The sequence below is a fragment of the Nocardioides sp. DN36 genome, assembly GCF_055380375.1.
Genome location: NZ_AP043823.1, coordinates 3,135,233 through 3,157,610, shown reverse-complemented (window position 1 = coordinate 3,157,610; position 22,378 = coordinate 3,135,233). Strand labels below are relative to the sequence as shown.

Sequence of the window (22,378 nt, the reverse complement as noted above, 5' to 3'; positions counted from 1 at the left end):
CCAGAGCACTTCAGAGTGTCGGTGGTCGGAGAGACCATCAGTAGCAAGCCCACACAGCACGTCATCGAGGGACCAGGGAGAGCACACAATGACCGAGACGGTGAGCGGCGCAGCACGCGCCAAGACGGGTGCCGGGCTGAAGATCGAGCGGGTCTTCAGCACCAAGGGCAAGCACCCGTACGACGAGATCACCTGGGAGCGCCGCGACGTCGTCCAGACCAACTGGAAGACCGGCGAGGCCGTCTTCGAGCAGCGCGGCGTGGAGTTCCCCGACTTCTGGTCGGTCAACGCCTCCACCATCGTCACGACGAAGTACTTCCGCGGCGCCGTCGGCACCGACGCGCGTGAGTGGAGCCTCAAGCAGCTCATCGACCGGGTCGTGAAGACCTACACCAAGGCCGGCACCGACCACGGCTACTTCGCCACGAAGGCCGACGCCGAGGTCTTCGAGCACGAGCTGACCTGGCTGCTGGTCAACCAGTACTTCTCCTTCAACTCTCCCGTGTGGTTCAACGTCGGCACGCCCTCGCCGCAGCAGGTCTCCGCCTGCTTCATCCTCTCCGTCGACGACTCGATGGACTCGATCCTGAACTGGTACAAGGAGGAGGGCTTCATCTTCAAGGGCGGCTCCGGTGCCGGCCTGAACCTCTCCCGCATCCGATCCTCCAAGGAGCTGCTCTCCTCCGGCGGCACGGCCTCCGGCCCGGTCTCCTTCATGCGCGGTGCCGACGCCTCCGCGGGCACCATCAAGTCCGGCGGCGCCACGCGTCGCGCGGCCAAGATGGTCGTCCTCGACGTCGACCACCCCGACATCGTCGAGTTCGTCGAGACCAAGGCGCGCGAGGAGGACAAGATCCGCGCGCTGCGCGACGCCGGCTTCGACATGGACCTCGGCGGCGCCGACATCACCTCGGTGCAGTACCAGAACGCCAACAACTCGGTCCGCGTCTCCGACGAGTTCATGCGTGCGGTCGAGGACGGCACCGACTTCGCGCTGCGCGGCCGGATGACCGGCGAGGTCATCGAGAAGGTCGACGCCCGCGAGCTGTTCCACAAGATCGCGAAGGCCGCCTGGGAGTGCGCCGACCCGGGTCTGCAGTACGACGACACGATCAACGACTGGCACACCAACCCCGAGACGGGCCGGATCACCGCGTCCAACCCGTGCTCGGAGTACATGTCGCTCGACAACTCCTCGTGCAACCTGGCGTCGCTGAACCTGCTGAAGTTCCTCAAGGCCGACGACACCTTCGACGCCGCGCTGTTCGCCAAGGCGGTCGAGTTCATCATCACCGCGATGGACATCTCGATCTGCTTCGCCGACTTCCCGACCGAGTCGATCGGCAAGACCACGGTCGACTACCGCCAGCTCGGCATCGGCTACGCCAACCTCGGCGCGCTGCTGATGGCGATGGGCCTGGGCTACGACTCCGACGGTGGCCGCGCGATGGCCGCGACCATCACCTCGCTGATGACCGGCACGTCCTACAAGCGCTCCGCCGAGCTCGCCGGCGTGGTCGGCCCGTACGCCGGCTACCAGCGCAACGCGGACGCCCACAAGCGGGTCATGCGCAAGCACCAGGCGGCCAACGACACGGTCCGCACGCTCTCGATCGCCGACGCCGACGTGCACAAGCTGGCCACCAAGGCGTGGGCCGACGTGATCAAGCTGGGCGAGAAGAACGGCTTCCGCAACGCGCAGGCCTCGGTGCTCGCGCCGACCGGCACCATCGGCTTCATGATGGACTGCGACACCACCGGCATCGAGCCCGACTTCTCCCTGGTGAAGTTCAAGAAGCTCGTCGGCGGCGGCTCGATGCAGATCGTCAACCAGACGATCCCGCGGGCGCTGAAGAAGCTCGGCTACCAGCCCGAGCAGGTCGAGGCGATCGTCGCCTACATCGCCGAGCACGGCCACGTGATCGACGCCCCGGGCCTGAAGACCGAGCACTACGAGGTCTTCGACACCGCCATGGGTGCGCGTGCCCTCAAGCCGATGGGCCACGTCCGCATGATGGCCGCGGCGCAGCCGTTCCTCAGCGGAGCGATCTCGAAGACGGTCAACCTGCCGGAGACGGCGACCGTCGAGGAGATCGAGGAGATCTACCTCCAGTCGTGGAAGCTCGGCCTGAAGGCGACCGCTTGCTACCGGGACAACTGCAAGGTCGGCCAGCCGCTGTCCGACGGTGGCGGCAAGGCCAAGAAGGACGCCTCTGACGCCGAGGCCGCTGCGGCCGAGGTCGTCGAGAAGGTCGTGGAGAAGGTCGTCTACGCCCCGACCCGCAAGCGCCTGCCGAAGTCCCGCGTCTCGCGCACCACCTCCTTCACGGTGGGTGGCGCCGAGGGCTACATGACCTCGGGTGCGCACGACGACGGCCAGCTCGGCGAGGTCTTCCTCAAGCTCGGCAAGCAGGGCTCGACCCTGGCCGGCGTGATGGACGCCTTCTCGATCGCGGTCAGCATCGGCCTGCAGTACGGCGTGCCGCTGGAGACCTACGTCTCGAAGTTCACCAACCTGCGCTTCGAGCCCGCCGGCCTCACCGACGACCCGGACGTGCGGATGAGCCAGTCGATCATGGACTACATCTTCCGCCGCCTCGCGCTGGACTACCTGCCCTTCGAGACCCGCCAGGGCCTGGGCATCTACTCCGCCGACGAGCGCCAGCGCTACCTCGAGACCGGCTCCTACGAGCCCGTCGAGGAGACCGGCATGCCGGCCGAGCTGATGGAGTCCACCTCCTCGGTGGTTGAGGAGGCCGGCCACGGCCGTCTCGAAACCTCCGAGGACGACGAGCCCGTGGTCATGCACGACAGCCACGGCAGCGACCAGCGCGAGGTGCCGGCCAAGCCGGCCAAGGAGGCGCACACCTCCGCCGAGCTGATGGAGAAGATCACCGGCCAGGCGATCGACTCCCCGCTGTGCTTCACCTGCGGCACGAAGATGCGGCCTGCTGGCTCGTGCTACGTGTGTGAGGGTTGCGGGAGCACCAGCGGCTGCAGCTGAGTTCTAGCTCTATAGCTCCAGCCACGTCGGGCCCGTCACCTCTGGTGGCGGGCCCAACGGCGTTGTCGGTTCCCGCTGTTAGACAGGCGTGAGTTCAAGTCCCAGGGTCGGGATCGGAAGTGGTCACGGTCGACCGTGGGCGGAGGCGCTCGCCGAGATCCACGAGTGCGAGCTCGTGCGAGAACTGCCTCTGGCTCCGCACCTGGATGCGGCGTCAGCCTGCGGAGAAACCTCTCGGGGGCAGGACTCCTCACCCTGAGTACATCGCCGAACAGGGTCGAGTAGGGGACGGCGTAAGGCTTCGTGCTTCGTCCTTGGCGGCGGAATGACCCACGACCGGTGGAGTCGGAAGGTCAGGGCCGCTGGCCGGTGATCTGCTCTACCCTCGGCGACATGTGGGAGGCCTTGGTCGGTGGCGTGTTCGCTCTCCTCGCTGGCTGGCTGGCCATCGGCGGCCGGGAGCGGCGTACGCGAGCGGCGATTAAAGAAGAACTAGAGATCATGCAGTTGCTCGACGCTGATCATCCGGATCGTGCGGACCTTGAGGCGCGCCTAGACCGGCGCCTGTCGCAGTACCTGCATCCTCCCGATCTCGAGAAGCTCACGTGGCAAGGACTCGTGCTTTCCGCAGTCATCGCGCTGGTGTTGTTGCAGGTGTGGCCAGAAGTTGGCCTAGAGCCGAGGAGCGGTCTCGGCCAGACTGCCTTGGGCATGGGTACCGGCGCGCTGGCAGTGCTGCTTGCTGCTGGCAGCCGACTAATCCACGTCATGGTTATGCCGGCGAAGCGTGCGGCGTTCCTAGCGGTGGTCCGGAGCACCGGCAGCGACACCAGTGCCCCGGACGATGCCTCCAAACCGTTGGACGCGCGCGTTTGGCCTTAGTGACTCTGACGACGACAGCGCGAGATCGCGGCGGAATGACACACCTCTCGATCGCGCGGATGGGGTGGATCACGGCAGGTCCGGATGTCCGGGAGCCGGAGGTTCGAACTCCTCCAAGACAGGGTGTTGGCACTTCGCTGGAGCACTCGGAAATGCAGACTGCGGACTGCTGAATCACTGACAGCCATCACTCCGCCGCTCGCCGCTCGCCGCTCGCCGGCCGCAAGGGCGGCGCGGCATGTTGGAGCGGGGCGTTACGCCGATGGCGGCCGCCTTTGTGAAGGCCGTTGGGTTCCCTCAAGCGGACTCCACAGTCGGAACCCGTGACTATGGTGTGGCCGCAGTCGAAGTGAAAGGTGCGATGGAATGGCCAAGCGGGGGTTCTTCGCGGAACTGAACTACCAGGCTCAGCAAGCGGAGAAGCGGCAGCGTCAGCAGCAGGCGGCGGCGGTGCGCGCACACAATGCAGCGGTTCGTGAAGCGGAGCGTGCGGCGAAGGCGGCCGAGCGTGCGAGGCTCACCGCGCAGCGCGCCACAGAAGCGCAGCGCAAGGCCGCCGAGAAGGAAGCCAAGCGCCTTCACATCGAGGCTCGTGAGGCTGAAGTCGAGGCGATGAACGCCGAGCTCAGCTCCACCTACGAGGAGATCGACCGACTTCTCGAGGCCACCCTCGAGGTGGATGACTACGTCGACTTGGAGTCGCTGAAGTCCGCGGCCGTGCACCCTGAGTTCAACCCCGGGCGGCTCGCTGAGCCCATTCGACCGCCCCAGCCGCCTGCGCTCCGCAACGCCCCCATCTACACCGAGCCGGCCGCCCCTAAGGGTCTCGCCAGTGCGTTCGGAGGAAAGAAGAAGCACGCCGCCGCCGTCGAGCAGGCTCAGGCGGCGCACGCCCAAGCGGTGCGGAATTACGAGGCGTACGTCGCCGAACGCAACGCCGAGCACGACCGAGCGTTGGAGAAGCACGCCGCGGCTGTACAGGACCGTCTGGCGAGGCTCGCTAAGGCCCAGGAGCAGTACCAGACCGAGTGCCAGCAGCGCGATGATGATGCCCAGGCGCACAATGAGGAGCTGTCGAAGTTCATCAACGACCTCGCCTTCGACATCCCGTCGGCCATCGAGGAATACGTCGGCATCGTGCTGTCGAACTCGGTGTACCCCGAGGCGTTCCCGGTCGAGTACGACCACTCGTTCGACCTGGCCACTCGCGAGCTCACGCTGTCGGTGTTCGTGCCGGAGCCGTCAACGCTGCCGACGGTGAAGGAGTACCGGTACGTGAAGGCGAAGGACGAGGTCGCCGCCACCCAGCTGTCCGCGAAGGCGCAGAGGGACCGCTACTCCTCCGCCGTGCACGAGACCGCCGTGCGGACACTTCACGAGGTGTTCGAGGCGGACCGGGCGGGGAAGATCCAGTCCATCGCCCTGACCGTCGGCGTGAACCGAGTCGCGCCGGCAACCGGGCTGCCCGAGACCGTCCCGCTCGTCCAAGCCGCATCCGGCCGGGAGACGTTCAACGAGTTCGACCTCTCAAACGTCGTCGCCGTGGAGACGCTGAAACACCTAGGTGCGGCCCTGTCCAAGAACCCGTTCGACCTCACCCCGGCCGACACCGGCCGCGGCGTCCGGCAACGGAACGCCTGATGCGGTTCAACCCGCCGCCCGGCTGGCCCCAGCCCCCGGAGGGATGGGTACCCCCCGCCGGGTGGAGCCCGGACCCCTCGTGGCCCGCCCTGCCCGAAGGGGGGCACCTGTGGGTGTCCGAGGATGGCAACGCCGAAGGGGCCGCTACCGAGGAGGTTGCGGAGGAGGCCGGCCAGTCCGCCTGGGCCGACTGGGACCCTCTGTTCGACCCGCTGCCTCCCGGCGGTGAGCAGACCGCGGCCACCGAGGCAGCGCCGCCCACGACGGCCGCTGCGGCAGTTCCGGCCGCGAACACACAGATACCCGCCCCGGCAGCTGCACCACCGCTGAGTTCTGTGGACACACCTGTGCCTGAAAGCCCGTCGACTTCGCCTGCGACGGCCGGCGATGCAGCCCTGTTGGCTCGCATCCGCGAGCTCGAGCGTGCGCTCGCCGTCGCTCAGTCCGGCTCCGACGAACTTGGGGTGGTGGAACTGAGCGACCAACGGGTCCTCCAGGACGTCGGCATCTACCGCTACCACCATCCCCTCGAGGACGCGGCCGCGTACAAGGACCGGCTCGATGCCATCAACGCGCGCATCGACGGGTTCGTGAAGACCGGCACCGCCGTCCTGGCCTCCGACCTGTTCACTTTCGACGGCTCTCTGGCCAAGGGCCGGAAGATGATCGCGGACTTCTCGAAGCTGATGCTGCGCGCCTACAACGCGGAGGCCGACAACTGCGTACGGTCGCTGCGTTCGGGCAACGTGCGCACCGCGAAAGCACGACTCGAGCGCGCGATGGCGGCCATCGAGAAGCTCGGCGCCATCATGGAGATGCGTGTCAACCCTGACTACCACCAAGTGCGGGTCGAGGAGCTCGAGCTCACCGCGGACTTCCAGATGAAGGTCCAAGAGGAGAAGGAACGTGCCCGCGAGGAGCGCGCCGAGCTGCGGGAGCAGCAACGCGTCGAAAAGGAGCTCGCGGCCGAGCGCGAGCGCCTGGACAAGGAGCGCGCGCACTACGTCGGCGTCCTCGAGGCACTACGCCAGAATGGTGACGACGCCGCGGTCGCTGAGCTGGAGGGTCGCCTTCAAGACATCGACGCTGCCATTGAGGCGAACGACTACCGAGCAGCGAACATCCGCGCCGGGTACATCTACGTCATCTCCAACATCGGCGCCCTTGGCCCGAACGTGGTGAAGATCGGCATGACTCGCCGTCTGGAGCCGCGGGACCGCGTGCGGGAGCTTGGCGACGCGTCCGTGCCATTCTTGTACGACACGCACGCCCTGTTCTTCTCCGAGGACGCGATCACTCTGGAGAACGACTTGCACAAGGCGTTCGCGGACCGGCGGGTGAACCGCGTCAACGAGCGCCGAGAGTTCTTCTTCGCGACTCCGGGCGAGGTTCGTGCACTGCTGGTCGAGAAAGTCGGCGGGCTGCTGGAGTTCAACGAGGAGCCGGAGGCGCCGGAGTACTTCCAGTCCCAGGGGCTGTGGCCGACTTTCAACGCCTGACTCAATGCCACCTTCTCGCGGCGGAAAGACGTACTCATTCCGGGGCAGGTGCACCAGCCGGGTATTCGATTCCGAAGTGGTGGGCGATAACAGCTGTGGTTTCACAACCCCAGTCGACTCGTCGTGGGACCGGCTCGCCGTCGTCGTCGCCGTCGCACGTGCCGTTTCCAGATCCGCAATCGCGGTGGAGCGCCAGTACGCTCCGCGCGAGAGCATCGTCAATCGAGTTCAATCGACGCATTGCATCGACCCAACGAGCCACAGGGGTTGGCCGATCATCGATCTCGTGGACGACATCCACGTGCATCCTTCGGCTGGCCTCTTCGTCGTACTCGTACCGAGTCATGAGCTGACGCTACGGCGCACGGACGGCGTTCAGTGCGGCTTTCGCAGCTTGGTGCGACATGGCTGACGGGCTCTGGGCATGCCGCAACGCGGCGAGGTGACGCGGCCTCGCGCACGCCACATCGGGTGGCCGTGCTCTGCGATAGTCAGGTCCATGGGTAGACAAGACGACCGGCCGCCGCTCGTTCGAGCGCTGGAAGCCGTCAACGGCTTGAAGGCGGGAACCTGGGAGAGCGTTGAGGTGTTGTCGGCACTGGCGATTGAAACCAAGGACCTGCCCGACGGCGCCAGGATGCTCGCCTCGGCCCGGTCGGCGGCCTCGGGGCTCAAAGCTGGGAGTTGGGAAAGCGTCCGGGCCCTCGCGTGGCTGGCTCGAGCAGATCGAGAGCTGGGCTCCTTGTAAGCCGCCTGACTGCAGATGACCCATCGGGAACGGTGGTCCGGACTTCGATGGCGTCCTGGTTGGGCGCCTGCAACCGGAGTTCTGCTCGACGCCGGCTTCCGAAAGCTTGGTGATCTGCCCGCTGACTTCGACAACAGCCTGCTCAAGGTCTATGAAGTCGAGCCGAAAGCCGTGGAATGCTCCGTGAGGCCATAGCCGCACGCGGCTGACTTCCTGAAGCTCCGGTAAGTCGCCGGCCGCTGTCGCGGCGGTAAGACGCGCACCCACGGCACGCCGGCTCCGACCGATCTAAGCGACCTAGCGAACCAGGCCGAGCTTCACTGATCCGCGGCTCAGTCGCGAGTTGCCCGGCCGAATCACCGCTTCACCCGGCAGAGAGGTATGCCGCCTGACAGCATGAGGTTGTGCCCAATTCACTGTCGCTGCGCATCCACCGTAGGCGTCCAAGGCCGGCGCTGCCCTCGCTACGGACTGGCCAGCAGCGATGAAGTGGCTGAACCGCAGAAAAGGGCACGAAGAACGGGAAGCCACAGTGTCAGGGGCAGTTGGCTCCGCACCCGAACCCTCAGACGGCGCTGTCGACTACTTAGCCGACAGTCCAATTGAAGAGTCGGACGACGACCGGTTCGGGCGCAGCCCATGGGCTGGACGCGTGGCGGAGACGATAGCTGCACAGCGCGACGCGTCCAGTCTGGTCGTGGGAATCTACGGGCCATGGGGTGACGGCAAAACCAGCGCGCTGAATCTCATCCACAAAAAGCTTGAAGTGACCGAAGGAGTAGTGCCCGTCAGGTTCAACCCCTGGCGACTTGGTGACGAGGCAGAAATGTTTCAGGGCTTCTTCGCGTCGCTCGCAGACGCGCTTGACGAGCAATTGCCATCAGCGTCGGAACGCGTCGGGCAGACGTTGCGCGACTACGGCGGGTTGCTCGTCGCAGTGCCGATGGTCGGAGGCCTCCTGAAGGAGGGCGCTGGGGCTGCGGGCGCGAAACTGTCGGAGACGAACTTGGCCAATCAACGAAAGAAGATCGAGAGTCTGCTGGCTGAGCACCGGCAGCGGGTCGTGATTCTGATCGACGACATCGACCGTTTGGATAAAAGTGAGATCCAGGCGATGTTCCGACTGGTGAAGGTTGCTGCAGACTTCAAGCACACCGCGTATGTGCTGGCCTTTGACCACCGTGTCGTTGCGAGCGCGCTTGCTGAGCGGTATGCAGCTGAGCCATCCCACGGCGCGAGCTTCATGGACAAGATCATTCAGTTGCCGCTGCACTTGCCGCCGGCACCGCCGAATGAGTTACGGACCATGGCACTGGAAGCTGTCGACGCTGCGCTCGCCCAAGCGGGAATCGACCTCACGAAAGAGGAAGTCGGCACGTTTGTCTCGGCTTTCGATCGTGCTGTAGGGCCCCGATAGGCGACTCCGCGAGCGGCCAAGAGGTACGGGAATGCGCTGCTCTTCAGTCTGCCGATGATCGGCGGCGAGGTGCATCCGGTCGACCTGATGCTGATCGAGGCGATGCGCGTCTGCTACCCATCGCTCTACGAATGGGTTCGGTCACACCCAGACGAGGTCCTTGGACCCTACAGATTGAGCGATGGTGGCGAAGGCCCCGCGATCGCTGCGCTTCGCGCCGCCGTCGAGACCGCGACCGTAGGGCTGTCCGCTGATGACGCGGCCCGCGCCCGGACCCTGCTCACGACTGTCTTGCCGCGCACGGAGAGTGCGTGGGACAAGAAGCAATGGGGAAGTGATTGGGACGAACCGTGGACTCGAGACAAGCGAATTGCGTCGAAGCTGTACTTCCGACGCTACTTCGCCTACTCCATACCGCCCGGTGACGCTCCCGATGCGGACCTGGATGACTTGATCGCTGAGGTTGATAAGGCAGAGCCAGACATCAGCCGGGTCGTGGCCATTGCCTCGGCGGTCCTCGACTCGGGCACGTCAGGAACGGTGATCCCGAAACTCGCGTCTCGAGTCCCAAGTCTGGGCTCGCGGGCAGCTGCGGAACTCGCGATGGTCGTCACGCACTTCAGCGATCGACTCTCCGATGAGTCTGGCTTCCTAGGCCTGTCGGACCTTGAGCGGGCGGCGGTGCTCGTCCGCGACCTACTCGGACGGGTCGTCGATGACGAACGCTCAGACCTCGCCGCGACGCTGATGCGCGACACGCAGCATCTGCCATTCGCGGTCGAACTGCTTCGTTGGTTGCGGCCGCAAGACGATCATCAAGACCGCGCGGTGCTGACTATGGAGGATTGCGATGCTGCCGGGCGTGTCCTGGCTGACCGGCTGCTGGAAGTCTGGTGCGCGGGTGATCCGTTTGAGCAGCTGGGCAGGAAGGTAGCCGCAGCGCTCCACGTATGCGCTATCTACGGAGACGGCGCCGCGATGCGACAGTGCCTGCGCCGACGCACTGAGGACGACGTCACCTTCGCCACGGCCCTTATGCGGTCGTTCCTGGGGCAATCGTGGTCGATGGATACGGGGGCCCCGCTAGTTCCCGATCTCCGGCGTGAGGGCTACGAGGCGCTCCGAGAGTACGTCGATCCAGAATGGCTTTTTCCGCACCTCCAGCAACGTTTTGGTGAGGAGATTGGCGCGAGGGAGGAAGGCCAACCCCGGCGCAACGCTGATGATCACGAGCGGCTCGCTGAGCAGTACGCCCGGTTTTACCGGGCGGATGTTTCTGCGGGGAACGCAGGCGAAGAGGAGTCGATGTAGAAGATCCAGCATCTGCTCGTCGGCACATCCCTGCGCTAGACATCTACGCGTGCATCGCGCTCACACCAGATCTGACGCTGCGGGTGGCCCGCGGACCTGGCGTAGTCAGCCCTCCGGCGGCGTACGGCTGCCCCGACAAGCCGGTAGCGCGCTTCTTTCTGGGCGAAGCTGCGGCGTCCACCGAGACGCCGGCGACGTACGCGGTCAGGAAGTGGACCCCGTGGCGATCGAGGTTGCCCCGGGCGCGGTCGTAGTGCTCGGTGGTGCGTGGGTCGGCGTGCCTGGCCAGGATCTGAGCGTCTCTAAGCGGCACGCCTGCGTCGAGGGCATTGGTGATGGCAGCGTGCCGCAGAGAGTGCGGACTGATGTGGTGTGGGATACCGGCGACCTTGGCGATCCTGGCGACCATCCGGTAGGCATCGCGGCGATCGATCGGATTACCCGAGACGGGCCGCAGGATGAGGGGTCCGGTGGTGCGCTGGCTACGGCATGCCTCTAGGACGCGCAGGACGGGCACAGTGATCGGCATAGTCGCTGGCTTGTTGCCCTTGCCGACCAGGCGGAGCACGCGGTGCCCTCGCAGGGTCTCTGCATAGTCCTCGATCCGCACGGCAGCGGCTTCGGAGGCGCGGAGGGCGTTGATTCCGAGCAGGTAGGCCAATGCACCGTGGTGGACGGTAAGGGTCTGAGAGACCTGCAGGAATCGGATCAGTTCGAGCCGGTCCAGTCCCTGCGTTCGAGACTCGTCGCGATGGACCTTCGGGAGTCTGGCGTAGACGGCTGGGTCGGCCACGATCAGGCCGTCGATGTGGGCGAATCGGAAGAATCCCCGGACCGCGTGCATCGTCGTGACGACCGAGGAGTCCATCAGTCCGGAGTCGCCGAGGTGGCGGATGTAGAGCTCAACGTGGGCCCGTTGGATCCCCCGCAGCGGGTCGAGGCCATTGGTCTCGCACCAAGCGAACCAGCGGCGCAGCTGGAACGCGTACAGCTGGTGGGTATGTCCGGAGTAGCGGGCGAGGAAGGAGACCGCGGCCAGTTGGGCCGGAGACATCTCGGTCGGGCGGAAGGGCAGAAGTGTGGTCGTGGCTGACATGGGGTCACCTCGCGGCGGCACCTACTCGGCCCGGCCCCGCCCGCCGTCACGGCAACCGAGCGTCTGGGCCTTGGAACGCTAGCCCCGCTGCCTGCAGGCCGACGACCGGTCGCGGCGGTAAGACGCGCCCGAAAGGCACGGTTTGCGGTCGGGCCGGATGACGGGCACAAGCGCCTTGCCGCAACGTCCTGACGCCGTACCCGCATCGGACTTAACCAGCGGGCCGGATCTGGCGTCTTAAGGTTGGTGAGCCGCCAGGCGCCACAGTCAGCGCCTATGCCGCTACGCGGAAGCCCGTCCCGAGCGCAGTCCCGGAGCGCCCAGTGAGCAGCCCGCCCGCGCGGCCTGGCGGTGCCCCAGGTGTCTACTCCTCCGCAGGGCTGTCCGGGCGAATGTAAGCCCTTTTCGTGCCGTCAACCATGCGCTGCGTGTGCTCGGTCGGCGCGCCTTGTTCCCTCGGGTCCGGGTGGCCGAGTCGCCGCAAGCAGGCTCTGCCGAATGCCGTCGTTGCCCATCGCTCCTCAACCGTGGCGCCTCGGCTGTACACGCCCTGGCTTTCTCGCATCCGCTGGTTGCGCTCCACCAGAGCGTGTCGTTCGAGGACCGCTAAGACGGGCCCTGTCAGATTCGGCGTGGTCATGAATTGTTCCGCTTCAAGTCCGCCCGTCATGAAGTCGTGGATGTCGTTCTCTCGAAGGGATGACTGCTCGAGACGGCCAAGAACCCTCACGTGTATTGGCTCAAGGTCTGCAAGCGCTCGCACGATGAGCGACTCTTGGTCCACCACAGCTTCGTCCTCAAGTCCGTTTGCGAGGCATCTGCCGAGCGCCGCTACCTTCTCGCTATAGAGCGTCGATGCCGCCCCTCTAAGAGCATCGTGTAGTAGAGATGCCTGATTCGGGTTCGCTAGTGCTCGCTGCACCAGCGCATCAGGGTTCTCGTCCAGGGATTGAGCAGCGTGAGCAACCACGGCGACGGCGTTGTCCTCGTGCTGTCCACGGATTTCGTTCCATGCGCGCTCTACCAGGGTCGTGAGGTAGGGCCCGGCGAAGGCGCCGATCGCTCCGCCGACCGGTCCACCGATGGCGGTCCCCACTAGCGCCCCGCCCGCCTGGCCCGCTCCCTCGATAGCCTTGCCGGCCTTGTTCCCAGAGTTCTGCACAGGGCAACGTTCGCACAAAGCGGCGCGCGAGGGCCCACGTCGGGCTGACGCGGCGGCATGACGCGACCTGGACGGCACGCGGCGGAGGGCCTCAGTGGACATCGGCGTGCGATCCACCGCACGTGCAACTCTGCGGGCGGAGGGCCGTCGAGATGTGCTGGGAGAGCGCGGACGTCGACGATACGCGGCAAGAGTCCCTCGGCGCCTCAAGGTCGTACGCCCGTTCGCAGACCGCCTTCCGTGGCAGAGCCGCTTCGCTACGCCAAGAGTGCCGCGCACGCCTGAACGACATGATCGGGTACCGCATCGAACTTGCGAGGATTCAGTTGCATGACGTACTCATTCTCGATGTGGTAGGACTCATTCACGAATTTCCTGAACGCAGGATCGCCTCCGAGCCCGACTGGGTCAATGGCGGATGCAATACGAAAGATCTGAACCTTTTCGTATCCCACATCTGTATTCTCGAATTTCGCCTTCAGAACCTCGCGATCCTTGAGTTGCGAAAGTAGGGCCTGGTAGTCAAAGTCGGGAATCACCCTATGAATTTCGGAGACTGCTTGGGCGAGTTCTTCCTGACTCAGAGGCGCGAGGTGTCCGTCGGCACCCTTCGAACTGGGCTCGTCGCGAACATGCAGAAGACTCGATAGGACGTCGTACTCTGCGCCCACCTGGCCGTGGACCTCGTATAGCCGCCGTAGATAAATGCACTTAATGACAGGATCCGCGGATGAGCCGATGTTTTCATTGCAGACTTGAGAGAAGGTCATGATGTCGTTAGGCATGATCGGCTTCTCTTCCACCTTTCCGTCCCGGCTTCGCAGAAAGTGGACGGCTGGGGTAGCTGCACGAAACTGTCCCGATGTGGCTGTTCGAACGATGTCGATGGCAGGCTCTATGTCGTGCGTAAGGAGGAGCGTAGTAAATCCGCGGAGGCTCTGTTGGCCGTGGAAGAGCTTGTGGAGAATGGCGAACTTCTTTGTCTTGTCAAAGCTCGAAACCGGGTCGTCCAGGACAACGAGGTCAGGCGCCTCTCGGCGAACCTGATGCATGAAGAGAACCATCGCAAATGCGTTACGCTCGCCGTAGCTGAGGTGACTGCTGGCGGCCCCAAGGTGGCCGGGAGCATCCTGATGCTCAAATATCATCCGATATGCATCGCCACTGGATTCGATCCGCACAGTGTATTTGTATCCAGCGGACCGCAGGTACTCATTGATCTCCTCTTGATTCCGAGCGATCGACCTCGCTACCTGCGTCTTCTGAACACCGACTCGCTTCTTGATTTCATTGATTCGCCCGGCGACATCTTCTAGTCGTACGTTCATGTCGCGTACCACGGATTGGGTGCCGTCAGAGTTGAGCGCATCGAGTAGCTCAAGATCGATCTGCAGGCCCCGTATCGCCTTTTCCACGTCCGGCTCGTCGCGGAGCGAGGCGAAGGAGACACCCTTAAGAGCGGTGAATTTTTCCAGTAGCGTCTCGACTTGGCCCCGCAGGTTTGCCAAGAACTGATCTTGTTCAGGCGACAGCTCATCCAGGCTGGTTGTAATTTTGCGGAGTTGCGCAAGTCGTTCTGGCACGAAGAACCCAGCCAGCTTGTCGATGACAAGACGGAGCGCGCTCATGTTTTTCACTGCAGCGGACTCGTACTCTTGCGACACGTGGACGGCCGTCCCTTTGTCTACGTTGGGCACGGAGCAAAAGGGGCAATTGTCAGACATGTCAAGGTAGGGTTTGCCCTTCGACTGCCACGATAACCAACCCGCTGGATCATCGCTACGGAGAAAGTTCTCGAATCCAGCCAGGGGCTCGGGAATTGTGGCGAGCTTTCCACCCACCCCAAGCGCCTTGAAGCCTTTGCTTGTCTTGGCAATGCCTCCGGACTTGGTAAGGGTGAAGGCGTCGCGTAGTTCCACGAAGCCCGCGATCACGGCGTCGAGGGCTTCGTTCTCCACGAACATCCGCTTTAGGCCTTCGAAGATGTCCTCAAGTTCCTTCACGCCCGCTTGGTACTCAGGCGTGTTAATGAAGATCTCGAAGCTGTTCTTCACTACTTCATCTGGCTGGAACACAAACTGGGAAACGTAATTTTCGTCGAAAACGAGAACACTATTGATCTCATCGGCGCCGGCTAAGGTTGGCTCGATCTCGCTGTCGCCGTGGCGATGCTTGAAGGGGAGCAGTTCTTGGAGAGCGTCGCCGCCGTCTGCGTTTAGGACTAGGGCGCGAGCGATGGTGCTCTTGCCGATGCCGTTTGGGCCGTACTTGATGTTGAGGGCTCCTCTGCGGAGCGTGATCTGCGCTTCGGCGATGCTGTTGCAGTCTTTGATGCAGATGACGAGGTCGCTGAGTTGTGCGGACGGCTGCTCAGAAGGAGGGGCGGCTGGCGTGGTCATGATGCCGGCACGCTCTCACGGAATCGGCGCCGAGCGGCTGAGAATCTGCGAGATTCCAGCATGCCGAGGACGAGTTGATCTCGACGCTCGACTACGTCTATCTGGACGGTTCGGCCGTGCGTCTAACTGGGCGGGATGTCGCGCGTGAATTTCAACCGTCCGTCGCTCGACTCAGTCATCGTCAGGACCATCGCGGTCGGGCGACCGTGGCGGGTTAAGTCAGCCGAAGTAGCAGAGGAACTGCGGGGTGCCGATGGCCGGGTGGACGACGTGTGTCGCTTCCGAGTCCGGCGTCGTGTCGCGGCCTTGAATGCTGAACCGATAGGGGCGCGCGAGGTCGAACTCGACTTGCTCCACGGCTCCAGGGACGAGAGTCGGCGATGTGTAGACCTCGGTGGTCTCGTCAGTCAGGAGCGTGACGGTGGCGGTTGTGCCGTCGGAGCTGTCGTCCTTAAGTCCCAGGGTGCCGCGGAAGGCCTTGCAGTGGCGTCCGAGGGTGTAGCGGCTCTCCCACATGCTCGAGCTCGAGTAGGTCTGCCATCCCAGCCAGGTGTCACCGTTCATAGCGAAAGAGATGAACTGGCTGTCCCAGATAGCGCCCGCGGAGTAGTACGCGTCGAAGTCGTAGAGGTTGATCCAGTGCCAGATCTTGACGTTCGCCGGTCGTGAGGTGGAACGGTCGCCCGAGGTGTAGGTGATGACCGCACGGATGCGCTGCGTGACGGAATCGTCGGCGACCATCTTCAGGATCAAGGAGCCGCCATTGGTCACGCGCCGTGACCGTACCGCCGTCCACACCGGGGTGCTGTCGCCGAGATACTCAGGCAGGAATTGCTGAAACTCGATCCTCTTGGCGTCTCTCATGTGAGGGACTTTCGCGGTGATCTTGTAGCGGTCGCCCTCAGTGACCGAGGCCGGAGAGGACAAAGAGGGTCTAGAGGCCGCCCGAGGCACTTGACCCGTCGGCGCAGAGCCCTCTGATGCGTCGGCAGCACCCGTGGCGAGCCCACCGACCGCAAGCATCCAGGTCATGGCGAGCGCGACCGCTCCAGTCAGACGGTTCACTTCATCCCCCGATTGCTACGACGAACCTGCCGGAGGGTCTATCGGGCGTGCGATGGGCGATCTGAAGGGTGTTGGTCTGTCAGTTCGCTGCGACCGTGGCGGAGTTGAAGAACTCGGACGGCATCGGATGCTTCAACCGCCACCTGATCGCGATCGGACGCTCGCCCACGTGCGACACGTATCGCGCCGGTCCGAGGAAGAGGTACGGCGCGGTGCCGAACTCGTCCTTCTGTTCCTCGCGCACGAACAACAGCACGCTGCTCGATCCGGTCACGTAACGTTGGCCGGTGGGCGATGCCACCGATGTGGTGGACTGCGACTCCCAGTGGAACAGCGTCGGGTTAATCGGGTAGTCGCGGTACATGGTGGTCGGCGAGTAGTCGGCTTCCGACTTCTTCAGCGTCACAAAGAGGATGTCGGCGTTGAGTGCCTGCGAGTAAGCAACGCCTTGCATGACACTGGTGGGCTTGCGCGTGAGGTCGGCGTACTCGAGGGCAGACAGAATCTCCTCGCGTTGGTACCTGGCGTGCACCCTGAGTGGCGTGTCAGCCAATCGGCCATCGAGCTGGAGAGCCGGATGCCGGGCTGCTTCAAAGGCGAAGTCCACGACGCTTCGAAGTTCATGCCGCACAGCAGCCTCTCCGCGGAGCACTGCCAAACCCGCCTCATACGACTCGTGCCCACCGCCGTCCGGCCAGACCGAGAAGAACAGCATCCGCGCGAGTCGCTGCTCCGCGGCCGGCAGCTGCTCATACGGGGGAGCGCCGTCTCGGAGGAGGCGGTCATAACCCTGCGCGCGGTGCGCGTCGTCGACATGAGCAAAGGCGCGCCCGCGCTTAAGAAGCTTGGGCTCGCGTTGCGTGCCCGCCGGCGTTGGCAGGCCGGCGTCTCGACGGAGCTCCGTCCAGGAGCGTGAACCTTGACGAAGGACGTCCGGCAGCTCGATGCCAGACTCCCTCAGGAACGTCGATAGGTCCTGGTCGCCGTACGAACGAAGCTCGGTCACCATCTGCGACCAGCGGCTTGCCACCTGCGTCCGCACGTTGTCCAGAATCAGCTGCTGCGACTGCTGGTCCATCACGATCTGACACCCCGAGGGCAGGAACGAAAAGCCACGCATGATCTCGCGCTCCAGGCCCCGACGTGTGTTGCCGGTGAGGGCACGCAGCTTGAGGTCGAACCGGAACTCCTTGCGGTGATAGCCCACGAAGTCCAGCGCCGTCAGTACCGCCTTCGATCGGGTACGCCGCAGCCCACGTCCGAGTTGCTGCAGGAACACCGTGGCACTCTCGGTTGGCCGGAGGAAGAGGACCGTGTCGACCTCAGGGAGGTCTAGCCCCTCATTGAAGAGGTCGGCGGCAAACAAGATGTTGACGCGACGCTCGCGAAGGTCGCGAAGAGCCCCCTCGCGATCAGCCTGAGCGTTCTGACCACTGACCGCGCGCGCTGGAATCCCGGCCTCGTTGAAGACGTGCGCCATGTATTCGGCGTGCGCGACGCTGACACAGAATCCCAACGCCCGCATGGCGCCTGGGTCCAAGACCTTGTCGCGCAGCTGGTTCAGCACGATCGCGGCGCGATGACGGTTGCCGGTGTAGACCGATGACAGCTCGGCCTCGTCGTAGCGTCCCCTCGTCCATCCGACACGTCGCAGGTCAGTGCCGTCCGCGATCGTGAAGTAGTGGAACGGGCACAGCAGATCCGCCCCGAGTGCATCCCAGAGGCGAAGCTCGGCGGCGGTCCGGTTGTCGAAGAAGACCCGGACGTCGACGCCATCGGTCCGCTCAGGAGTAGCTGTCAGGCCGAGAAGTTCGCGCGGTTCGAGGCGGTCGATGAGTCGTCGGTACGTCGTGGCTTGAGCATGATGAAACTCGTCGATCACCACGATGTCGAAGGCATCCGGTGGGAGGTTCTCGACCCCGTAGGCCGTCAGCGATTGGACGCTCGCGAAGACGTGTCGCCACCGTTCAGGTCGGGCGCCGCCGACATACAGCTCTCCGAAGTCGGCGTCTGCCAAGACCTCGCGGTAGGTGCGGAGGGATTGCTCGAGAATCTCGCGTCGGTGGGCGACGAAGAGCAGTGACGGGCGTTCGTTGCTGGTCTCATCGCAGAGACGGCGGTAGTCCAGGGCAGCGACGACGGTCTTGCCGGTCCCCGTAGCTGCCACGAGCAAGTTGCGGTGCCGGTCATGCACGACGCGTTCAGCCTCTAGAGCATCGAGCATCTCCTGCTGGTACGGAAAGGGCCTGACCTCGAGACCCGCAAGGGAAATCGTGACGCGGCTGTGTTGAGTCCGTCCTGATGCCTCTGCGAGCGCATCGTCGAGTCTGTCGCGATCCCGGTCCGGGTCGTAGAGCTCAAAGGAGGCGTCGTTCCAGTACGTGTCGAAGGTTGCGCGGAACTTCTCCAGCAATGCTGGAGTGCCTACGCGGGAGAGGCGTACGTTCCATTCGACTCCGTCGAGCAACGCGGCGCGAGACAGGTTCGACGAGCCGACGTAGGCGGTGTCGTACAGCGTCCGCCGGCGGAACATCCAAGCTTTGGCATGCAGACGCGTGCGCTGTGCGTCGTACTGGACTTTGACTTCTGCTCCGAATTCGCGGATGAGCCGATCCAATGCTGCGCGCTCTGTCGCACCCATGTACGTCGTCGTGATGACGCGCAGCGGAGCCTGTCGCATGCGCAGCCGATTGAGTTGTGGCTCGAGCAGGCGGAGGCCGTGCCACTTCACAAAAGCGCAGAGCAGGTCTACCTCGTCGGACGTGTCGATCTCCGCGCGCAGTTCAGCGCCCAGGCTCGGCTCATCCTTGGCGTTCGTGAGGAGCGCCGCTTCACTGAGAGGCGTTCGCGGTCGATCGGCCTCCAGGCCAACGTTCCCGGGGGCAGCGCCCGCGCCGAGCCGCATCAGCTGGGTAGGCGGGGCGGCGACGGAATCCGCATCTGCAAGCGTTTCAAGAACTTCGTTGACCAGAGCGAGACGCCGACCTGGGTCCTTGATGTCCATTAGGGCTCGAAGGCTCGACTCGTACACATGGCGCGCCAGAACGTGAGGCTGGTCGGCCGGTTCGACGCTGCCGATGATCGTTCTCGGTTGTTCGTCGGCCAACTGCTCTTGAAGCGCCTTCGTCACGAGTCGTTCGTAAAGACCCTCCGGCAGTACCTCATACGTCACCGGCTCAGCTTGCACGATTCCTAGATCACAAAGAGCCCATTCGTGGGTGACAACAGGGAATCTGCCCAATCGCCAGACAGTCGACGACGTGCGGACTCACCCTTGGCTCCGGTACTGGCCGTCGACATCCGGTCGCCGGCTATCGGAGGGAGAACCAACACATGAAGAAGTTGCTCGCGGTGGCCGTCTCCGCGGCCGCCATTGCGGTGCCGCTGCAGACCGTCAGCGCCGAGGCGGTGACGGACTTTGCCAACTGCACTGCGCTGAACAGGGTCTACCCGCACGGGGTTGGGCTCAAGCACGCGCACGACCACACCAGCGGCACCCCGGTCACGAACTTCGCGCGCAGGCCCGCTGTCTACCGGGCGAACAGCGAGAGCGACGGCGATGGCGACGGCATCGCCTGCGAGAAGCACTGAGCTGACGTAGCGCCGGCCCCGGCCCGCACGGGCAGCTTTGCCCGTGCGGGGACGGGGCCTGCGTCGTCCTCCGGGCGACCTGGGTCAAGTCAGAGCCCGGCGCGACCGAAAAACGTCAGAGAATGGGACAACGCACGGGGGCGAGCATGGCGGGGGAATCGGCGCACGAGGTGGCGCGATGGCAACGGGAGAAGGCCGAACGCCTGCTCCGATCCGCAGAGATGTGGGAGCGGGGCGGGGACGGCGAGCAGGCCGTTGGCGTGATCCTCGACCAGCTCCGTGCCGAGGGCTGGGAGGTCTTCCACGACGTTCGCTGGCCCGGTCGGCCGCGCGCGAACCTCGACCACGTGGCGATCGGACCGACCGGTGTCTTTGTCATCGACGCGAAGAACTGGTCGGGACGGATCGACGTACGAGGACAGACCTTTCGGCGGGACGGCTGGCGACAGGACCGAACCGTGGCCGCCGCGGGTGACGCCGCCCTCGCCGTTGCCGCTCTCCTCAATCCAGATGCTGGAGCGGTGACTCGCTCGGCCCTGTGCTTCGTGCGCGACGAACCCGTGTCGGGATGGTGCTACGAGGTGATGCTCTGCTCGACCGGCAACCTGCGCGAGATGCTGCTGAGCCGACCTGCGGTGCTCACCCTTGACCAGGTGAAGGTGGCATCGGTTGAGCTCCAGCTCGGCCTTCGGGCAGCGTCGCGACTCGCGCCTCCCACGCCGGCTCCGACGCATGCTCAGGTTCTCTGGCGCGCAGTCGTCGCGGCTGCCAGCCAGCCCCGGTCGACCAAGCCCACCGCCAGAAGAGCGAAGGGCGGCACCGGGGGCGTGGGTGCGCTACTGCGTTTCGTGCTCGTGCTGCTTCTCGCCATTCTGGCCATCGGTCTCCTGCCCCGACTGGGAATGTTCATCGGCAATCAGCTCACCCAGTCGCTCACGCCCGGGGCGACCGAGTACAGCAACTGCGCCCTGCTGCACCAGGACTATCCACGCGGCGTCGGCACCAAGGCGGCCGTGCGTGACATCGCGGCGAAGAACCGCAGGCCTGCGGCGAAGCCGGAGATCTACCAGGCGAATGTCGGGCTCGACGTCGACCGGGATGGCCTTGCCTGCGAGAGGTCGCGCGGACGCCGCTAGGTTAGATATTGCGAACCCGGTGATTTCACCGGCGCGACGCTCCCGGCGTCGAGCGCACGATGGTCCTCCACCACGACAACGGAGGACCGTCATGAACACGATGCACCCCGAGACCGCCCGCCACGAGATGGACCGCCGCTTGCGGGCCGCCGCCGAGGAGCGCCGACGCCGGCTCGCCCGCGGCGGGTTCCACCGGTCCCGTCGGGTGTGGCGATGAAACGCATCGGCCTGCTGGGCGACATGAGCTGGGAGAGCACCGCCCTGTACTACCGGCTGCTCAACGAAGGCGTCGCCCAGCGCCTCGGCGGGCTGCACTCCGCGGACTGTGTCGTGATGTCGGTCGACTTCGCGCCCATCGCCCAGCTCCAGGCCGCAGGCCACTGGGACGAAGCAGGGGACCTGTTGGCGGCTCGGGCCCGGGACCTGCAGGCGGCGGGTGCCGAGCTGGTGCTGCTGTGCACGAACACCATGCACAAGGTGGCGTCGCACATCCAGGACGCCGTCGACGTCCCCCTGCTGAACATCATCGACACCACCGCGGACGCCGCCCGGGCCGCCGGCCTGTCGCGACTCGGCGTCCTCGCGACCGCGTTCACCATGGAGCAGCCGTTCTACCGGGAGCGGATGGAGTCCCACGGCCTGGAGGTGCTCGTCCCCGACGCGCCGGGTCGCGCGCTCGTGCACCGGGTGATCTACGACGAGCTGTGCCGCGGCATCGTCAGCGACCAGTCACGCCACGAGGTCCGCACGATCATCGGCGAGCTCGTGGACCGGGGCGCCGACGGCATCGTCCTCGGATGCACCGAGATCGAGCTGCTCGTCGGGCAGGCCGACAGTGCGGTCCCGGTGCTGCCCACCACGGCGCTCCACGCCGAGGCCGCGATCGAGGCGGCGCTCGGGAGCCGGGCCTGACGCGAGCACGCCCCTGCGACACTCTGTCCGTGACCGAGACGCAGCAGCCCTCGCCCGACTACGAGTGGGCGATCAGCTCCGAGCCCGACTACCTGGTCGTGCAGTTCCCACCGCTCGTCGCCAGCCAGGGCGGCCGCGCGGTCGATGCGATGCGGACGCTGTTCAAGGCGCGCGGGTTCGCCGAGGCCACCACGCTCGAGAACGCCAGGCCCCCGGTTGCGAACGGCTGTGTGCTGTCGGAGATCGACGCGTCCACCGCCGAGCTCGTCGTCCAGATCGGCAGCTCCGCCAGCCGCATCGCGATCCCGCACGGTGACCGGGCCTGGTCGGCCCGCGTGCTCGAGGAGAAGGAGGTGCTCGTGCTCGCCTGCGAGGCGGTCATCGTGGACGGTGCGATCCAGCGCGAACGACTCGAGCGCGAGGTCGCCGCGGGCGGCGTCCTGGCCGCGCGGGTCCCCGCCGGACGGCTCTAGGCGGCGCCGGCCGGGGTAACCATGTGGCGGGCGTCTCGTTGG

The 22,378-nt window shown here is 65.1% G+C and carries 16 protein-coding genes; 11 read left to right on the top strand and 5 right to left on the bottom strand.

Features of this window, described 5'->3' with window-relative positions:
- Positions 1-88: 88 nt before the first annotated feature.
- The 6 genes from ACZ43H_RS15970 to ACZ43H_RS15945 all read left to right on the top strand — a co-directional run bounded on the left by ACZ43H_RS15970 (position 89) and on the right by ACZ43H_RS15945 (position 10,502).
- The gene (locus ACZ43H_RS15970) at positions 89-3,004 is read left to right on the top strand and encodes a vitamin B12-dependent ribonucleotide reductase (RefSeq protein WP_464584466.1); all 2,916 of its coding nucleotides are present in this window, start codon (positions 89-91) and stop codon (positions 3,002-3,004) included.
- Positions 3,005-3,397: 393 nt separating this feature from the next.
- Complete coding sequence (locus ACZ43H_RS15965) at positions 3,398-3,886, top strand: hypothetical protein (protein WP_464584464.1); 489 nt, start codon at positions 3,398-3,400, stop codon at positions 3,884-3,886.
- A gap of 366 nt (positions 3,887-4,252) precedes the next feature.
- Positions 4,253-5,527, top strand: coding sequence for a hypothetical protein (locus ACZ43H_RS15960; protein WP_464584462.1), 1,275 nt, complete (start codon positions 4,253-4,255; stop codon positions 5,525-5,527).
- Positions 5,528-5,640: 113 nt separating this feature from the next.
- A complete protein-coding gene (locus ACZ43H_RS15955) occupies positions 5,641-7,026 on the top strand; it encodes an SNIPE associated domain-containing protein (RefSeq protein ID WP_464584460.1) in 1,386 nt (461 codons plus the stop codon).
- Between the two features lie 1,232 nt (positions 7,027-8,258).
- Complete coding sequence (locus ACZ43H_RS15950; RefSeq protein ID WP_464584458.1) at positions 8,259-9,191, top strand: KAP family P-loop NTPase fold protein; 933 nt, start codon at positions 8,259-8,261, stop codon at positions 9,189-9,191.
- A gap of 54 nt (positions 9,192-9,245) precedes the next feature.
- The gene (locus tag ACZ43H_RS15945; protein WP_464584456.1) at positions 9,246-10,502 is read left to right on the top strand and encodes a hypothetical protein; all 1,257 of its coding nucleotides are present in this window, start codon (positions 9,246-9,248) and stop codon (positions 10,500-10,502) included.
- Positions 10,503-10,545: 43 nt separating this feature from the next.
- Here ACZ43H_RS15945 and ACZ43H_RS15940 read toward each other — a convergent pair whose 3' ends face one another.
- From ACZ43H_RS15940 to ACZ43H_RS15920, 5 genes are all read right to left on the bottom strand, one after another.
- Positions 10,546-11,598 carry a tyrosine-type recombinase/integrase gene (locus ACZ43H_RS15940; protein ID WP_464584454.1) on the bottom strand — a complete coding sequence of 351 codons (1,053 nt, stop codon included), beginning with the start codon at positions 11,596-11,598 and terminating at the stop codon, positions 10,546-10,548.
- Positions 11,599-11,962: 364 nt separating this feature from the next.
- On the bottom strand, positions 11,963-12,760 hold the full coding sequence (locus tag ACZ43H_RS15935) for a hypothetical protein (RefSeq protein ID WP_464584452.1): 798 nt from the start codon (positions 12,758-12,760) through the stop codon (positions 11,963-11,965).
- Positions 12,761-13,017: 257 nt separating this feature from the next.
- Positions 13,018-15,159: an AAA family ATPase gene (locus ACZ43H_RS15930; protein WP_464584450.1), complete on the bottom strand. Its 2,142-nt coding sequence runs from the start codon at positions 15,157-15,159 to the stop codon at positions 13,018-13,020.
- A 219-nt stretch (positions 15,160-15,378) separates the two neighbouring features.
- Positions 15,379-16,023, bottom strand: a complete 645-nt coding sequence (locus ACZ43H_RS15925) for a hypothetical protein (RefSeq protein ID WP_464584448.1) — start codon at positions 16,021-16,023, stop codon at positions 15,379-15,381.
- Between the two features lie 280 nt (positions 16,024-16,303).
- Positions 16,304-19,396, bottom strand: coding sequence for a DEAD/DEAH box helicase (locus tag ACZ43H_RS15920; RefSeq protein WP_464590840.1), 3,093 nt, complete (start codon positions 19,394-19,396; stop codon positions 16,304-16,306).
- 161 nt (positions 19,397-19,557) lie between these two features.
- Here ACZ43H_RS15920 and ACZ43H_RS15915 point away from each other — a divergent pair, with 161 nt between their 5' ends.
- From ACZ43H_RS15915 to ACZ43H_RS15895, 5 genes are all read left to right on the top strand, one after another.
- Positions 19,558-19,815 (top strand): excalibur calcium-binding domain-containing protein, encoded by a 258-nt coding sequence (locus ACZ43H_RS15915; RefSeq protein WP_464584446.1) that lies wholly within the window; start codon positions 19,558-19,560, stop codon positions 19,813-19,815.
- 146 nt (positions 19,816-19,961) lie between these two features.
- On the top strand, positions 19,962-20,951 hold the full coding sequence (locus ACZ43H_RS15910) for a nuclease-related domain-containing protein (RefSeq protein ID WP_464584445.1): 990 nt from the start codon (positions 19,962-19,964) through the stop codon (positions 20,949-20,951).
- A gap of 91 nt (positions 20,952-21,042) precedes the next feature.
- Entirely contained in the window at positions 21,043-21,168 is a 126-nt protein-coding gene (locus ACZ43H_RS15905; protein ID WP_464584443.1) for a hypothetical protein, read from the top strand.
- Positions 21,165-21,863 (top strand): aspartate/glutamate racemase family protein, encoded by a 699-nt coding sequence (locus ACZ43H_RS15900; protein ID WP_464584441.1) that lies wholly within the window; start codon positions 21,165-21,167, stop codon positions 21,861-21,863. Before ACZ43H_RS15905 ends, ACZ43H_RS15900 begins: the two co-directional genes overlap by 4 nt.
- A 29-nt stretch (positions 21,864-21,892) precedes the next feature.
- Positions 21,893-22,336, top strand: a complete 444-nt coding sequence (locus tag ACZ43H_RS15895; protein ID WP_464584439.1) for a hypothetical protein — start codon at positions 21,893-21,895, stop codon at positions 22,334-22,336.
- Positions 22,337-22,378 lie beyond the last annotated feature (42 nt).

What these genes read in the sequence shown, in the direction of transcription:
- ACZ43H_RS15945 (WP_464584456.1), top strand. Translation starts at nt 9,246, where the DNA reads ATGATCGGCGGCGAGGTGCATCCGGTCGACCTGATGCTGATCGAGGCG.
- ACZ43H_RS15965 (WP_464584464.1), top strand. Translation starts at nt 3,398, where the DNA reads ATGTGGGAGGCCTTGGTCGGTGGCGTGTTCGCTCTCCTCGCTGGCTGG.
- ACZ43H_RS15930 (WP_464584450.1), bottom strand. Translation starts at nt 15,159, where the DNA reads ATGACCACGCCAGCCGCCCCTCCTTCTGAGCAGCCGTCCGCACAACTC.
- ACZ43H_RS15960 (WP_464584462.1), top strand. Translation starts at nt 4,253, where the DNA reads ATGGCCAAGCGGGGGTTCTTCGCGGAACTGAACTACCAGGCTCAGCAA.
- ACZ43H_RS15915 (WP_464584446.1), top strand. Translation starts at nt 19,558, where the DNA reads ATGAAGAAGTTGCTCGCGGTGGCCGTCTCCGCGGCCGCCATTGCGGTG.
- ACZ43H_RS15950 (WP_464584458.1), top strand. Translation starts at nt 8,259, where the DNA reads ATGAAGTGGCTGAACCGCAGAAAAGGGCACGAAGAACGGGAAGCCACA.
- ACZ43H_RS15900 (WP_464584441.1), top strand. Translation starts at nt 21,165, where the DNA reads ATGAAACGCATCGGCCTGCTGGGCGACATGAGCTGGGAGAGCACCGCC.
- ACZ43H_RS15905 (WP_464584443.1), top strand. Translation starts at nt 21,043, where the DNA reads ATGAACACGATGCACCCCGAGACCGCCCGCCACGAGATGGACCGCCGC.
- ACZ43H_RS15940 (WP_464584454.1), bottom strand. Translation starts at nt 11,598, where the DNA reads ATGTCAGCCACGACCACACTTCTGCCCTTCCGCCCGACCGAGATGTCT.
- ACZ43H_RS15925 (WP_464584448.1), bottom strand. Translation starts at nt 16,023, where the DNA reads ATGAGAGACGCCAAGAGGATCGAGTTTCAGCAATTCCTGCCTGAGTAT.
- ACZ43H_RS15970 (WP_464584466.1), top strand. Translation starts at nt 89, where the DNA reads ATGACCGAGACGGTGAGCGGCGCAGCACGCGCCAAGACGGGTGCCGGG.
- ACZ43H_RS15910 (WP_464584445.1), top strand. Translation starts at nt 19,962, where the DNA reads ATGGCGGGGGAATCGGCGCACGAGGTGGCGCGATGGCAACGGGAGAAG.